Origin of the sequence: Streptomyces aurantiogriseus (assembly GCF_014649375.1) — a bacterium.
GTDB lineage: Bacteria > Actinomycetota > Actinomycetes > Streptomycetales > Streptomycetaceae > Streptomyces > Streptomyces aurantiogriseus.
Genome location: NZ_BMSX01000023.1, coordinates 51,981 through 65,034 on the forward strand (window position 1 = coordinate 51,981; position 13,054 = coordinate 65,034).

Consider the following 13,054-nt stretch of genomic DNA (forward strand, 5'->3'; position numbering starts at 1 on the left):
TCATCGGTAGGGAGGCAGGTAGGTGATGTCGATCGGGGAGCCGTCGATGACGACGCCGGACCGGACGAGGGTTTCCGTCTCCTCGGTGGTGGCGCCGCTCTCCGTCAGCAGTTCGACGGAGTGTTCGCCGAGGCCGGGCGCCGTGAAGTACGTGTCCACGCCGGTGCGGGTGAAGTCGGCGAGCCGGTCGTTGGTGACGAAGCGGCGTCCGTCGAGGGCGGTGAACGTGCCGAGGAGGCGCCGGGCGTGCAGGCCGGGGTCCGTCGCCACCTCCGACGCGCGCCGCGACGGTACGGCGGGAACGCCCGCGGCGGTGAGTTTCGCGACCGCGCTCTCGCGTGTGAAGGGAGCGAGCGCCCGACCTATCTCCGCCACCGGGTCCTGCAGCAGTGCCGCGTTGTCCAGGTCGATGCCCGCCGCACGCCATCTCTCGGCTTCCAGCACCGGTGTCTGCAGGCGTACGTATCCGTCCTTGACGGGGTAGAAGCGGTCCGTGGGCCCCGGCCCGGGGAAGTCCCGCCCTCCCCACCGGCCCGCCGGGCGGTCCGCGTACTCGACGAGATCCGCGGACTGCAGGAACACCGACGTCGTCGCCAGCGAGGTCGACAGGTGCTGTCCGTCGCCGGTCATGGCCCGGTGGTAGATGCCGAGCACCGAGGCGAGTGTCCCGCACACACCGGTCGTCATGTCGTTCGGCGGCACCGAGTACGGGACCGGCTCGTCGTCGCCTCCCTGGGCGAACATCATCCCGGCCGCCGCCTGGATGACGAGGTCGTAGCCGGGCTTGTGAGCGAGCGGGCCCCGTTCGCCATAGGCCGTCACCGAGACCGTGACGATGTCCTTCCTGTCCTTGGTCAGGTCCTCATGGCTCATGCCGAGTCGCTTGGTGACACCGAGACGGAAGTTGTCGACGACCACGTCGCACGACGTGAGCACCCGGTTGAGTGCCTGTTTTCCCTCCTCGCCGGTCAGGTCGATCGCGATCGACCGGTAACCGCGGTTCAGGCTGAAGCCCTGCATCCGCCACGGATCGCCGACCAGCGGTTCGACCTTGACGACGTCGACACCGAGTTCGGCCAGCAGCCGACCGACGTAGGGCCCGGCGACGTAGGAGCCGGAGACGGCGGCCCGGTAGCCGGCCAGCGGGCCCTGACCGCCGTCGCCCGCGGGCCGGGGCGTGGCAGGAGTACCCGGGGTGGCATGCCAGCGTGCGTCGGCGGTGGTGGTCGCGGCGGACGTCGCCGAGACGGCGGCGGGTGCTGTCACGGCGTCCACGACGGCACCCGTCATGTGGATGTCGCCCAGCACCGGGTCGGCGAGGGCGATGCGCTGGTCCATGGCCTTCATCTGCTCGGACCTGAACCACGCCTCGCGGGGGGCGAGCTGGACGCAGGGGACGTCGCTGCGTTCGAGCAGCTCGACCCACTCCGCGGCCGGTCGTGTCAGGAACCGCTCCTGGAACGTCTTCAGCACCCACCGGCTGTTGTCGATGTGCCACAGCCGCTGGAGCTTTCCGCCGATGCGCGGATCGTCGAGCAGGTCACGCAGACCGACGATGTCGATCACCAGGTTGCTGAACTTCGGGCCGAGCCCGCCGACGAAGACCCATTCACCGTCGGACGCCTCGTACCGCGTGTACATCGGGTTGAGCCCTTCGGGGCCGATACCCCGGTCAGGGTCGGGCTCGTCCTCGGGCCGTGTTATGACCGGGTCCCCGAAGACCGTCGCCGCGTTGAACCCGCTCACCGTCAGCAGCTGCCCGAGCCCGGTGTACCGGTACTCCACCAGGGCGGCGACCACGCACGTCGCCGTCCACACACCGTGCGCCTGCACGAGGTAGGGATAGACGGCGTCGACCGGACTGCCCGGATACGACGCCTGGTAGGCCGACAGTCCGAATATCGCGCTGAGCAGTTCCGCCGATTCGCCCGCTCCGGACCACGGCGCCCCGTCGGGCAGATACGGCGGCGTGAGGACGACCAGCCGCCGCGCGCCGAGGCTGTGGGCGTCGACACCGAATGCCGTGAGCCGCTCCTCCGTGTCCGCGACGATCACGTCGGCGGAGTCCGCGAGCCGCCAGATCTCGGCGCGGTCGGCGGCAGAAGAGGTGTCGCCGTGGACAAGGGTTTTGGATCGGTTCCGAACCAGCCAGTCCGGCAGCGAATCGCTTCGCTCCCGGCGGGGGTCACGCGCGACGACCTTGAGGACTTCGGCGCCGTAGTCACCGAGGATCGCCGCCGCCAGCGAGCCGGCTCCCCCCTCCGCCAGATCGAGAACGCGTACGTCGCCCAGCATTCCCCGGGTGACTTCGTCGCTTGCGGCCATCTGCTTCTCTCCCTTGAGAAGTACGGTCCGTCGCAGGACTCATGCCTGCTCTGTCAGCGTCAACGCGCGGGCCGGGCAGCCACGCACCGCCTCGCGCAGCCGCTCGAGATCACCGTGCGGCACCTGATCGCGCACCAGCTCCAGCGTCCCGTCGTCGTCGACTTCGAAGTAGTCGTCGGCGATCGACTCACAGATCCCGATACCGGTGCATCGGTCGCGATCGACAACGATCCTTGCACTGCTGTCAGTCGTCATACCAGAGGAGCGTACTAGAAGGACGCTCTAATGTGAACCTCTCTTCCAGCGTCGAGGAGGGGGCGGACGAGACCGTGGGCAGCGCCCGAACGTGCAGGTGAGCGAGTGCGGGCATGCGTGATCGACATGTGTCGAACCGGTGGAGGGTCCAGCCGCCTCAGTCGGCGCAGGCGTCCGTCTTCGCGCCCTTCACTCGGTCGAGCAGTCGGCGCAGGGCGGCCAGTTCCTGGTCGTCGAGGCTGCCGAACAACTCCGCCTCCGCGGCCTGCACGGCGGCGTCGACCTGCGCGACCAGAGCCATCCCGCGCTCGGAGATCTCCACGACATGCCGACGCCGGTCGGAAGGATCGCGGCGACGGGCGACCAGTCCGTCCCCCTCGAGGGCGTTGAGCAGTGTGACCAGCACGCTCGGATCGACCTGCAGTTCCTCGATCAGAGCCTGCTGACTCAACCGCTCGCGTTCGGCCAGCAGGCCCAGCACATGGGCGTGACTGAGCTTGAGGCCCTGCTCGGCGAGGACCTGCCGGATCGCCGCCTCGACGACCTTGCCGGAGTGGGCCAGAGCGAAGCTGACGCGGTCGATGATCACTTCACGATTCTATCAATCGGCGGCAACGATGGGAATGGACAGATCGTTGGTCGTGTTCAATGATCTGTTAGCGTCCACGAAGAAGGCCCTGCGCGGGCCGGAGCCGTCGTCACGGCTCACTTGAGACGGGAGTCATGCGATGACCGACTACGGTCACGACCTGCGCTTCGGGTCGTTCCTCACCCCTCAGAACAAGGCCCCCCAGGCCGTCGTGGACCTGGCGGTCCTGTCGGAGCGGGTGGGCCTGGACCTGGTGACCTTCCAGGACCACCCCTACCAGCCGGCCTTTCTCGACGCCTGGACGCTGATGAGCTGGGTCGCCGCCCGCACCGAGCGCATCCACCTGTCCGGCAATGTCACCAACCTGCCGCTGCGGCCCCCCGCGGTCCTGGCCCGCTCCGTGGCCAGCCTCGACCTGCTGTCGGGCGGCCGGGTCGACCTCGGTCTGGGCGCCGGCGCCTTCTGGGAGGCCATCGAGGCCATGGGCGGGCGACGGCTGTCGCCGGGCGAGAGTGTCCAGGCCCTCAGCGAGGCCATCGACGTCATGCGCGGCATCTGGGCGGAGGAGGAGCGGGGCACACTGCGCGTCGACGGCACCTACTACCAGGTCAAAGGCGCCAAGCGAGGCCCCGCACCGGCGCATGACGTACCGATCTGGCTGGGCGCCTACAAGCCCCGCATGCTGCGGTTGATCGGGGAGAAGGCCGACGGCTGGCTGCCCAGCCTGGGATACGTGTCCTCGCCGACCGTGTCCGAGGCCAACGCGATCATCGACGAGGCGGCCGAGCGGCACGGCCGCGACCCGCGCGAGATCCGCCGCCTGCTCAACGTCTCGGGCTCCTTCGGCACCTCCGCGCAGCAGTTCCAGGGCCCGCCCGAGCAGTGGGTGGAGCAGCTTCTGCCGCTCGTGCTGGAGGAGGGCTTCAGCACCTTCGTCTTCGGCTCCGACGACCCGGTCTCCCTGCAGACCTTCGCTCAGGAGGTCGCGCCGGCCTTGCGGGAACAGGTCGCGGCCGAGCGCGGGGCCGCGGGTACCCGCACCGGCGGCATCCGCCCCGCTTCCGTCCTGGCCAAGCGCCGTGACGGCATCGACTACGACGGCGTTCCCGCGAGCCTCGGCGAGCGGGCCGTCGAGCCCGGCGACCGCGCCTATTCCACGGTGCGCTCCACCTACCTCTGGCCCGGCTCCCCCGGACTCGTGCTGCGCCCCACCACGGCCCAGCAGGTCTCCGAGGCGCTGCGCTACGCCCGCGCCCAGAACGCACCGATGTCGGTGCGCAGCGGCGGCCACGGCATCAGCAGCCGTTCCACCAACGACGGCGGAACCGTCATCGACCTCGGCGGCCTGAACGGCGTCGAGATCCTCGACCGCGAGCGGCGTCTGGTGCGGATAGGCCCGGGTGCGCGATGGGGTGACGTGGCCGCCGTGCTCTCCCCGCACGGCCTCGCGATCGGGTCCGGCGACAACGGGGACGTGGGTGTCGGCGGGCTCGCCACCACCGGCGGACAGGGCCTCCTCGGACGTTCGTACGGCCTGACCATCGACCATGTCAGAGGCACGGAGGTGGTGTTGGCGGACGGCTCCGTCGTACGCGCCGACGACGAGCACCACCCCGAACTGTTCTGGGCGCTGCGCGGCGCCGGCGCCAACATGGGCATCGTCACCTCGTTCGACATCGAGGCGACCGAACTCGGCGATGTCGTCTTCGCCCAGATCCTGCACGATGCCACCAACACGGCCGAATTCCTTCAGAGTTGGGGCGAACTGGTGGAGACGAGCCCACGTGAGCTGACCCCGTTCCTCCAGCTGGTGCAGCAGCGCGGGCAACGGGTGGCGCAGACGTACGCCGTCTGGGCCGGCGACGACACCGAACGGGCGGCCCGGGAACTGGAACGCTTCCTGCCCGTCGCCCCGGTCCTTCAACAGACCGCGCGGCTTCTGCCGTACGCCGCGGTCGTGGCCCCGGTGAACGCCCCGCACGAGGGGGGTCAGTCCCTGTTCCGCAGCCGGAGCGGGCTCGTCGACCACATCGACGCCACGACGGCCGCGGTCCTGGCGGGCCTGCTGGAGCGGGGCGACGCCGGTTACGCCCAGATCCGCTCGGTCGGCGGAGCGGTCAACGACGTGCCCGCCGACGCCACCGCGTACGCCCATCGCAGCCAGAACTTCTCCCTCACCGCCGTCATCCGGCGCCGCCACGAGGAGCAGGCCGACCGCGAGTGGCGGAAGCTGCCGACGTCGGGCCTGTATCTGAGCTTCGAGACGCATGACCACGCGGCGGCGCTGACCAAGGCGTTCCCGCCGGCCACCCTGGAACGGCTGCGGAAGGCCAAGGCCGTCTACGACCCGGAGAACGTATTCCGGAGCAACTTCGCCATCACCCCTGCCGTGCCGGTCGAGAACTGAAGGCGGCCACCGTGGCACCGACGCCCGGCGACGTCGCCCCGCCGCCGGTGAGGCTCGTCGCGACCGATCTGGACGGGACTCTGCTGCGCAGTGACGGCACAGTGTCCCCCCGCACCCGTGCCGCGCTGGCGGCCGCCGAGCACGCCGGTATCGGCATCGTGCTCGTCACCGGCCGCCCGCCGCGGGCCGTACCCGGCCTCCTGGCGGCCATCGGGCGGTACTGCGTGATCGCCGCCAACGGGGCCGCCGTATACGCACCTGACGGAACCGCGCTGCGGACCTGGCCGATCCAGGCCTCCGAGGCGGCCGAGCTGGTGGCGCGGGTGCGGGCGGCGGTGCCCGGGGTGTCCTTCGCCTTCGAATACGACCACCACTTCGCGCACGAACCGGCCTACCCGAGCTGGTCGTACGCGGAGGACACCGTCGACCTGATCGGTGCGGCCGAGGAACTGCTGTTCCGGCCCCCGGGCCACCCGGTGGCGAAGATCCTCGCCCACCATCGGACGCTGCCCCTCGACGTCTTCCACGACCGGGCGCGGCAGGCCGCGGACGGACATGCCGAGACCACGCACTCCACGGGACTGTCCCTGGTGGAGTTCAGCGCGCCCGGCGTCACCAAGGCCAGCACCCTGACCACCTGGGCAGGCGGGCTCGGCATCGGCAGAGACGACATCGCCGCCTTCGGGGACATGCCCAACGACCTGCCCATGCTCACCGCGGTCGGCAACTCCTACGCCATGGCCAACGCCCACCCGGCGGTACTTGCGGCCGCCCGCCACCGCACCGCGTCCAACGACGACGACGGCGTGGCGCGGCAACTCGAACAGTTCGTCGCCGCGCTGCGCCGGCCGGGCGCCAGGGCCTGAGACAGGACGCTATTCGACGCGCACGGGCGCCAGCGGTTCGCCCGTGCGGTACTGCTGGTCGAAGAGCGGGGTGCCGTCGCGTGTCAGAACGGCGTCGTGCGCTCCGAGAACGGCAGCAGGTGGGCCGGGCAGGGAAGCGATCGAGACACGTGAGCCCGCCGGTCGCGAGCCGTCCACGACCGAGATGAACCAGCCGGTGCCGGACATGTGCAGCCAGGGATCGGCCAGGACGACATCGAGCAGCCCGGCGTGCGCATGAAACCCCACCGCGCCGGCGAACTTCAGTACGGCCCCCTCCGCCGACGCGATCGGGAAGCGGAAGCTGTCGGCGGTCTCCTCCGCGGGCGGCGTGAGCTCTGTCGCGCCGAAGGAACGGACGTAGGCGGTGAAGGAGTCCTTCACCGCCCAGATCAGAGCAGAGGCCGTCATGAGGTGGACGCGCTCGGAGTGCGCCCCGGGGAGTCCGGGGGAAACCGCGTGAGGGCTTCCTCCCACGTCAGCCTCTCACTGATCATCCGCCGGTACTTCATGATCCTGCGCCGTTCGTTGAGGGCCGCCGCGCCGACGAGGCGGCCCGCGTCACGGTACAGGGCCACCCACTTGTCGGCTTCGGGATCGCCCGAGACGAACTCGACGTGGTCCGCGTCGGCAGTTCCGACGAACTGGAGCCGCTGCCCGTACCAGTCGCTCCAGAAGTACGGCACGGTCGAGTACGGCACTGCCGTCTCGGGCCACAGGGCGTTGCGGGCGGCATGACGACCCATCTCGGCGGCATTCGTCCAGTTCTCCAGCCGCATCGCGGAGTCCATGATCGCGTTCGGCCAGTGGACCACGTCACCGGCCGCGTACACATCCGGCACCGACGTGCGCAGCAGCGCGTCACACTGGATTCCGCCGTCGCGGGGATGCAGGTCGACACCACTCCCCCGCAGCCACGCGGCGGCCGGAGCGACACCGATGCCGATGACCACCACGTCGGCGGGGATCACCTCACCGTCGGCGAGCCGGACACCGCGCACGGCGTCCTCTCCCACCAAGCCTTCGACCCTGGCGGACAGGACCAGCCGTACCCCGTTGCGTTCATGGAGCGCGGAGGCCGCGCTGCCGACGGACTCGCCGAGCGCGCGCACCAGCGGCGCGTCAGCCGCTTCGAGAAGGACGACGTCCGCGCCCAGGTGCTTCGCGGAGGACGCGGTCTCCGCGCCGATGAAGCCCGCTCCGATGACGGCCACCCGGCAACCGGCGGAGATCTCCTTCCGCACGCGCTGCGCGTCGTCCAGCGTGCGCAACTCGTGCACGCCGCCCAGGGGAGCGAGTTGGGGAAGTCTCCTCGGCGTCGCACCCGTCGCGATGAGCAGCTTGCCGTACGGGATCTCGGCGCCGTCGACGGTGACGGTCCGACGGTCGGCGTTCAGCGAAGTCGCCGTGCTCGACAACCGCAGGTCGACGTCGAGGACTTCGCGCAGCTCGGTCTCCGTCGAGAGGAAGTCGGGTTCCGCGCCGGCCAGGAGGTAGTTCTTGGACAGTGGTGGGCGGTCGTACGGCAGATGCGCCTCGGCGCCGACGAGGACGATCCGCCCCTGGTAGCCGTCGGAACGGGCGGCCTCGACAGCACGGAGTCCCGCCAGAGAAGCGCCGACGACAACGAACGCACCACCATCGCCGTTCATTCTTGCCTCACATGTGCTGGATAAGCATTCACGATCGAGGATGATACTAGAAGACAGCTCTAGCAGCAACGCCCTGACCTTGCCATAATGCGAGCACAGATAGGGTTGACCAGCCATTTTCCGGCGCCTATCTTAGAGCGTGCTTCTAATTTGTCGAAGTCGACTCCAAAGGAGGAGAGATGGCTGTTCGGCATCATGAGCCGCAGGAGCTGTTCACGACGGAACACCCCTTCGACACCGAGGTGGACATCTCGAGCGATGCCTTCTGGACCCAGCCGTGGCGGGAACGGGACAAGTCCTTCGCCTGGCTGAGGGAGAACGCTCCCGTCAGCTGGCACCCGCCCATGGACGCGCACGGCTACCCGAACCGGGAAGCCGGCTTCTGGGCCGTCGTGAACGCGGACGACATCCGGTACGTGAGCGAGCACACGGAGCTCTTCACCTCGACGCTCGGTGTCGACGTACGCCCCACGCCTCAGCTCGAGCCCAGCATGCTGACTTCGGACCCGCCGGAACACGGCCGGTACCGGAAGATGATCAGCTCCGCGTTCACCCCCAAGGCCGTCAAGCAGCTCATCGAGAAGATCGAGCAGCGCGCCGAGGAGATCGTGGACCGGGTCGTCGGCGCCGGTGACATCAACTTCGTCGAGGAAGTGTCGGCCCGGCTGCCCATGCTGACCATCGCGGACATGTTCGGCATCCCCGATCATCTCCGCCAGGAGTTCGTCGAGGCCGGGGACCGTTTCGCCAACGCCCCCGACCCGACCGTCCGCCCCGAAGGCGTCAGCATCCCCGAGTTCGTCCAACAACAGTTCGACGTCCTCCTGCCGATCGGCGTGGAGGTGGTCAACTACCGCCGCAAGCATCCCGCGGACGACCTGGCGACAGCCCTGGGCGAGGCACGCCTCGACGGCCGGACCCTGACCGACATGGAGATCGGCGGAGTGACGCTGCTGCTCAGCGCCGCAGGAAACGACACGACCAAGCAGACGACGTCCTGGGCGACGCACCAGCTCTGGACGCATCCCGAGCAGAAGGCGTGGCTCGCCGAGGACTACGACAACCGCATCGCGGGGTCCATCGAGGAGTTCGTACGGCACACCTCCCCGGTCACCCTGTTCGCGCGCACGGTCGCGGAGGACACCGTGCTGGGAGGGAAGTCGCTCACGAAGCACGACAAGGTGGTCATGTACTACTGCTCGGGCAACCGTGACGAGACGGCCTTCCCCGACGCCTGGAAGTTCGACCTGAAGCGTGGCCGGACCGCGCACCTGGGATTCGGCGGCGGCGGTATCCACTACTGCCTCGGCAACGCGGTCGCCAAGGCGCAGCTCCGCGCCCTGTTCCGGCAGTTCCTCACCAAGCTGCCGGACATGGAGGTGGGAGAGCCCGAGTTCTTCACCCCGAACGAGCGCTTCAACGCGATGCGCCGGCTTCCGGTGCACATCCCCTGAGCCGACCGCCCGTTGAGCCCTCCCCTCCGGGACGCTCGCGGAACACCAGAATCGCGTAGGGGCACCACCCGGCCGGGTGGTGCCCCTACGCGCTGCGGGGACAGGGCGGAAGATCGCCGACCGCCGCCACGCCGGGCGGTCGTCGACAGATATCAGGAGCTTTCGCTCCCTTGCCGTCGGGGGCAGGAACTGGACAGCCCCGGGGGGCTTCAGCCCGATCTGCAGACGTCGCGTACGGCGGACTTCGCGGTGGCGGTCAGTGTTCCGAACGAGAACGAACGCGTCGCCGCCCGGCCACGCGCTCGGCCCCAGCCAGGCAGGTGGCCGTCTTGATGAACGGTCGCGGCCCGCGTGGAGAGGTGATCCCCCGACCCCCGGCTGGATCTGCCGGGCGACGGAAGATCTGCGGCTCCGCGGGTTCCGGCGCTGGTCAGGAGGCGAGGACGAGAGTGACGGCGGCAGCGATCGCGACGATGGTGAGAATGACAGGTGCCATCGCGTTGCCGCGGGTCTCGGGGTTGGCGTAGTCGCCGGACTTGGCGTGGAAGCCGACAGCTCCGACGAGCACGACCGCAAACCCCAGGGCGGCGGCAACTCCGACGGGCTGCCAGAAGAGACCGGCGAGGAGCCCTGCGGCCGCGGCCAGCTCGGCCAGCCCGATGAACCGGACCAGCGGGGCGCTGAGGCCCCCCGGAGACTGCAACTGTGCTGGGATGCTGCCCTTGAGAAGGGCTTTCGGGAGTCCGGCGGCCAGCCCGACAACGGCGAGCAGCACGCTCAGCACAGCGGCGAGGACAAACATGGGTCATGCCTTTCTGGAGAATGATCCGGACCGCCCACACTGCGTGCCGATCTGACCCGAGAACCGCGACCGGCACCCCGCCGACTGGCCAGGGATCTCCAAGACCGTAAAGAACGTGCCGGTCGGCGAGTGAATACGGACGCGGCAGCCACGTCGGCCGGTACCCGGCCTGCATGGCCGGCCGCGTACGAGACCGGCTCGTCGTCTGTAGGCGAACACAGCAAGATCAAATGCTTGGTGTCCCTGGCTGTGCTGTTGGTCCAGCGCCGCCTCGGCGTGCAGCAGCTGTGCGCTGTCTAGTCGGTGAACCACGGCGCGACCAGCGGCGCCTTGGCCGGGCCCCGGAAGTGGGTCTCGACCTGCTTCGCGAGGGTGTCCAGGTCCCAGAGTTCGTGCGTGGCCACCGCCCGGATCGGCTCGGGGATGTTGTACAGCTCCACCTCGGTACCTCGGGCGCCGATGACCCGGCCGTTGAGCCAGGCGGACCGCTCACTGGCCAGGTAGGTCGCGATCGGGCCGAGGTACTCCGGGCCGTGCATGACGTCCTTGACATCGTCCTGGAGCCGCTCCGAGGGAACCGTCGCGACCAGCCGGGACGCGGCGCCCGGCGAGATCGCGTTCGTGGTCACTCCGTAACGGCTCAGCGCGTTCGCGCAGGAGTACGTCAGACCGACGATGCCCATCTTGGCCGACGCGTAGTTGGGCTGACCGGCGGAGCCGTGCAGGCCGGCGATGGAGGTGAAGTTGATGATCCGGTTGTGGGCGTTCTCGTCCCGCTGCTTGCGCCAGTACTGGGCCGCCGGCTTGATCGTGTTGTAGTGCCCCTTGAGATGGACCGCGATGACCGCGTCCCAGTCCTTCTCCTCCAGATTGAAGATCATCTTGTCGCGGAGGATGCCCGCGACGTTCACGAGGATGTCCAGACGGCCGAACTCCTCGATCGCACGGTTGATCATCGCCGCCGTGGCCTCGTGGTCACTGATGTCGGTGTAGTCGGCGATGGCGGTACCACCGGACCCGGTGATCTCACGGACCAGCAGATCGGCGGGCGCGGTGTCGTTGCCCTCTCCCGCCCCGGATCCGCCGAGGTCGTTGACCAGCACCGCCGCGCCCTCGGCGGCGTACATCGAGGCTATGGCCGCTCCGATGCCCCGACCGCCTCCGGTCACGACGGCCACTCGGTCCTTGAGCCAGTTACTCATGTTGGGTTCTCCATAAGGTGTCGGACGGCCCGAGGGCCGGATGTGACAGGTCGCTCCCCCGCTGTCAGGGGTTCGCGATCTCGGTGACGTGCAGTTCGGTGAACGCGGCCAGCCCCCAGGGACCGTTCTCCACGCCGATCCCACTCCACTTCACGCCGCCGAAGGGGGCCTCCGGGGGCGGGATCTGACCGGCCGTGTTGATACGGACCCGTCCGGTGTCGAGCCGGCGGGCCACCGCTCGGGCACGGTCCAGGTCCTTGGTCCAGACGGAACCGCCGAGCCCGTACGGGGACCGGTTCGCCCTGCTGATCGCTTCGTCCAGGTCGGTGTAGGGGATGACGGGCAGCGCCGGACCGAACTGTTCCTCGTCCACGAGCCGGGTGCCGTCCTCGATGTCACCGACGACGGTCGGCTCGAAGAAGTACCCGTCGCCCGGCAGACGCCTCCCGCCGACGGCGATCGTGGCGCCGGCGGCACGGGCGTCCTCGACGAGCTCCTCGATGTGGTCGCGCTGGAACGGCGTGGTGAGCGGGCCGAGTTCGACGCCGGGTTCGAGGCCGTTCCCGACCCGTGCGGCCCGCGCTCGGTCGGCCAGGGCGTCGAGCACCTTGCCGTATAGACGGCGGGGCACGTAGACGCGCTTGGTCGCTTCGCAGATCTGCCCGGTGTTGGCGAAAGCGGAGAAGAACAGGGGCTCCAGGACAGCGTCGATGTCGACGTCGTCGAGCAGGATCGCCGCGTCGTTGCCGCCGAGTTCCAGGGTGATGAGCTTGAGGTCCTGTGCGGCTGCCGCCGCGACGAGCTTCCCGGTCGGCACCGATCCGGTGAAGCTGATCTTGCGCGGGGTCGGGTGCGCGACGAGGTCACGACCGAGCGGCTCCAGGCCGCTGAGCACGTTGAGCACGCCGGGCGGCAGGGTGTCGGCCAGGATCCGGCCGAGCGCGAGGGTCGTCAGCGGCGTGAAGGGGGACGGTTTGAGGACCACGGTGTTGCCGGCCGCCAGGGCGGGGGCGATCTTCCACATCGCGAGCAGGATCGGCGCGTTCCACGGCGTCATCGCGCCGACCACGCCGACAGGCCGCCGCGAGATCTCGAGGGTGCGGTCCGGGTAGGTGACGACGCTTTCGTCGGGCATCTCCAGGTCGGCGTAGTAGTCCAGCCAGTCGGCGGAGTACGTGATCTCGCCGATGGACGCGAACAGCGGACGTCCCTGTTCCTCGGTGAACAGCGGGCCGAGTTCCTGGGCGGACTTGCGGACCACGGTCGCCGCGCGGTGCAGGGCCTCGCGCCGTGCGGCCGCGTCCTGCCGCCACGTGGTGAAAGCCCGCTGCGCGGCGTTCATGGCCGCGTCCAGCTGCGCCGGGGAACACTGCGGTGCGCGTCCCACGGGCGCACCTGTGGCCGGATTGATGATCTCGAACGAATCGTCTCCGCCGACGGCCTCGCCGTCGATGGTCATGAGCGATTGGCGCATGGCGGCCCCG

At 69.4% G+C, this 13,054-nt stretch carries 11 protein-coding genes; 3 read left to right on the forward strand and 8 right to left on the reverse strand.

Features of this window, described 5'->3' with window-relative positions; all coding sequences use genetic code 11:
• The 3 genes from IE263_RS37260 to IE263_RS37270 all read right to left on the reverse strand — a co-directional run bounded on the left by IE263_RS37260 (nt 1) and on the right by IE263_RS37270 (nt 3,169).
• On the reverse strand, nt 1-2,325 hold the full coding sequence (locus tag IE263_RS37260) for a CoA transferase (RefSeq protein ID WP_189942503.1): 2,325 nt from the start codon (nt 2,323-2,325) through the stop codon (nt 1-3).
• A gap of 39 nt (nt 2,326-2,364) precedes the next feature.
• Nucleotides 2,365-2,580, reverse strand: coding sequence for a ferredoxin (locus IE263_RS37265; protein WP_189942504.1), 216 nt, complete (start codon nt 2,578-2,580; stop codon nt 2,365-2,367).
• A 157-nt stretch (nt 2,581-2,737) separates the two neighbouring features.
• On the reverse strand, nt 2,738-3,169 hold the full coding sequence (locus IE263_RS37270; protein WP_189942505.1) for a MarR family winged helix-turn-helix transcriptional regulator: 432 nt from the start codon (nt 3,167-3,169) through the stop codon (nt 2,738-2,740).
• A gap of 139 nt (nt 3,170-3,308) precedes the next feature.
• Here IE263_RS37270 and IE263_RS37275 point away from each other — a divergent pair, with 139 nt between their 5' ends.
• On the forward strand, nt 3,309-5,576 hold the full coding sequence (locus IE263_RS37275) for an LLM class flavin-dependent oxidoreductase (RefSeq protein WP_189942506.1): 2,268 nt from the start codon (nt 3,309-3,311) through the stop codon (nt 5,574-5,576).
• A gap of 11 nt (nt 5,577-5,587) precedes the next feature.
• A complete protein-coding gene (locus IE263_RS37280; RefSeq protein ID WP_229911374.1) occupies nt 5,588-6,442 on the forward strand; it encodes a Cof-type HAD-IIB family hydrolase in 855 nt (284 codons plus the stop codon).
• A gap of 9 nt (nt 6,443-6,451) precedes the next feature.
• On the opposite strand, the gene IE263_RS37285 is transcribed toward IE263_RS37280, so the two are convergent.
• Nucleotides 6,452-6,871, reverse strand: coding sequence for an HtaA domain-containing protein (locus tag IE263_RS37285; protein WP_189942507.1), 420 nt, complete (start codon nt 6,869-6,871; stop codon nt 6,452-6,454).
• Nucleotides 6,868-8,112, reverse strand: a complete 1,245-nt coding sequence (locus tag IE263_RS37290) for an NAD(P)/FAD-dependent oxidoreductase (RefSeq protein ID WP_189942508.1) — start codon at nt 8,110-8,112, stop codon at nt 6,868-6,870. The genes IE263_RS37285 and IE263_RS37290 overlap by 4 nt, the downstream gene beginning before the upstream one ends.
• 179 nt (nt 8,113-8,291) lie before the next feature.
• Here IE263_RS37290 and IE263_RS37295 point away from each other — a divergent pair, with 179 nt between their 5' ends.
• On the forward strand, nt 8,292-9,566 hold the full coding sequence (locus tag IE263_RS37295; RefSeq protein ID WP_189942509.1) for a cytochrome P450: 1,275 nt from the start codon (nt 8,292-8,294) through the stop codon (nt 9,564-9,566).
• A 430-nt stretch (nt 9,567-9,996) separates the two neighbouring features.
• On the opposite strand, the gene IE263_RS37300 is transcribed toward IE263_RS37295, so the two are convergent.
• From IE263_RS37300 to IE263_RS37310, 3 genes are all read right to left on the reverse strand, one after another.
• Nucleotides 9,997-10,368, reverse strand: a complete 372-nt coding sequence (locus IE263_RS37300) for a DoxX family protein (RefSeq protein WP_189942510.1) — start codon at nt 10,366-10,368, stop codon at nt 9,997-9,999.
• Nucleotides 10,369-10,664: 296 nt separating this feature from the next.
• Nucleotides 10,665-11,570: an SDR family NAD(P)-dependent oxidoreductase gene (locus IE263_RS37305; RefSeq protein WP_189942511.1), complete on the reverse strand. Its 906-nt coding sequence runs from the start codon at nt 11,568-11,570 to the stop codon at nt 10,665-10,667.
• A 64-nt stretch (nt 11,571-11,634) separates the two neighbouring features.
• Entirely contained in the window at nt 11,635-13,044 is a 1,410-nt protein-coding gene (locus tag IE263_RS37310) for an aldehyde dehydrogenase family protein (protein ID WP_229911375.1), read from the reverse strand.
• Between the last annotated feature and the right edge of the window lie 10 nt (nt 13,045-13,054).

Bases quoted from the DNA above. Each gene is read 5' to 3' on its own strand.
- IE263_RS37305 (WP_189942511.1), bottom strand. From the start codon at position 11,570: ATGAGTAACTGGCTCAAGGACCGAGTGGCCGTCGTGACCGGAGGCGGT.
- IE263_RS37310 (WP_229911375.1), bottom strand. From the start codon at position 13,044: ATGCGCCAATCGCTCATGACCATCGACGGCGAGGCCGTCGGCGGAGAC.
- IE263_RS37295 (WP_189942509.1), top strand. From the start codon at position 8,292: ATGGCTGTTCGGCATCATGAGCCGCAGGAGCTGTTCACGACGGAACAC.
- IE263_RS37290 (WP_189942508.1), bottom strand. From the start codon at position 8,112: ATGAACGGCGATGGTGGTGCGTTCGTTGTCGTCGGCGCTTCTCTGGCG.
- IE263_RS37275 (WP_189942506.1), top strand. From the start codon at position 3,309: ATGACCGACTACGGTCACGACCTGCGCTTCGGGTCGTTCCTCACCCCT.
- IE263_RS37265 (WP_189942504.1), bottom strand. From the start codon at position 2,580: ATGACGACTGACAGCAGTGCAAGGATCGTTGTCGATCGCGACCGATGC.
- IE263_RS37260 (WP_189942503.1), bottom strand. From the start codon at position 2,325: ATGGCCGCAAGCGACGAAGTCACCCGGGGAATGCTGGGCGACGTACGC.
- IE263_RS37285 (WP_189942507.1), bottom strand. From the start codon at position 6,871: ATGACGGCCTCTGCTCTGATCTGGGCGGTGAAGGACTCCTTCACCGCC.
- IE263_RS37300 (WP_189942510.1), bottom strand. From the start codon at position 10,368: ATGTTTGTCCTCGCCGCTGTGCTGAGCGTGCTGCTCGCCGTTGTCGGG.